We start from the raw sequence: 530 nt of genomic DNA, 5'->3' as shown, positions 1-530 counted from the left end.
AATAATCTCCCATTGGAAGTAATGAAAAGACTGTGATTAAAACACAGTCTGGATTAGAAACATATAAGTCATTGTACCTAGAAGAATAGAAAGTAACGTACTGTGTTTCCATTTGTGGATACATACTACCACTATAAGTGCTATGAGCTCTGGAATACCATAAGAGTCATAATAGCAGTTGTAATGATAGAAGCACCTGTTGATAGTAGATTAATTGTCACAAACTGCATAGAACCATCATATATACCTATACTCATTAAAACAGCCCAGCCCCATCCCTGACTACTCCCACGGGCAAGCCCGTGGGGTTCTGATTGCCAAGTGTAGCTTGTAATCGTACATCATTTTCAGACTTTGGAGTTACAAGTGTAAATCTATTTGAATCAGAACTTTCATTACCAAGCAGTCCGACGACCACATTAACGGTAAATTTCTACTTTCGTAAGGAAGTATAGTCAATCTCCCTGAATATGTTTTACGCTATCTTAATTCCGCTATTTAATACCTTGATCTCGTTAACCCTAATCCAT

Annotated in this window: 2 protein-coding genes; both read right to left on the bottom strand. The window is 37.4% G+C overall.

The annotated features are described in order from the left end of the window. Nucleotides 1-36: 36 nt before the first annotated feature. Nucleotides 37-132 carry a hypothetical protein gene (locus B2S90_RS06410; protein ID WP_278780827.1) on the bottom strand — a complete coding sequence of 32 codons (96 nt, stop codon included), beginning with the start codon at nt 130-132 and terminating at the stop codon, nt 37-39. Nucleotides 133-140: 8 nt separating this feature from the next. Then, nucleotides 141-257 (bottom strand): hypothetical protein, encoded by a 117-nt coding sequence (locus B2S90_RS06405; protein ID WP_278780828.1) that lies wholly within the window; start codon nt 255-257, stop codon nt 141-143. Nucleotides 258-530 lie beyond the last annotated feature (273 nt).

The organism is Catenibacterium sp. UBA627, from assembly GCF_002299355.1.
Classification (GTDB): domain Bacteria; phylum Bacillota_I; class Bacilli_A; order Erysipelotrichales; family Coprobacillaceae; genus Catenibacterium; species Catenibacterium mitsuoka.
Note: the sequence above shows the minus strand (reverse complement) of the source record. Positions and strands in the feature narration are given on the sequence as shown.

Bases quoted from the DNA above. Each gene is read 5' to 3' on its own strand.
- B2S90_RS06405 (WP_278780828.1), bottom strand. From the start codon at position 257: ATGAGTATAGGTATATATGATGGTTCTATGCAGTTTGTGACAATTAAT.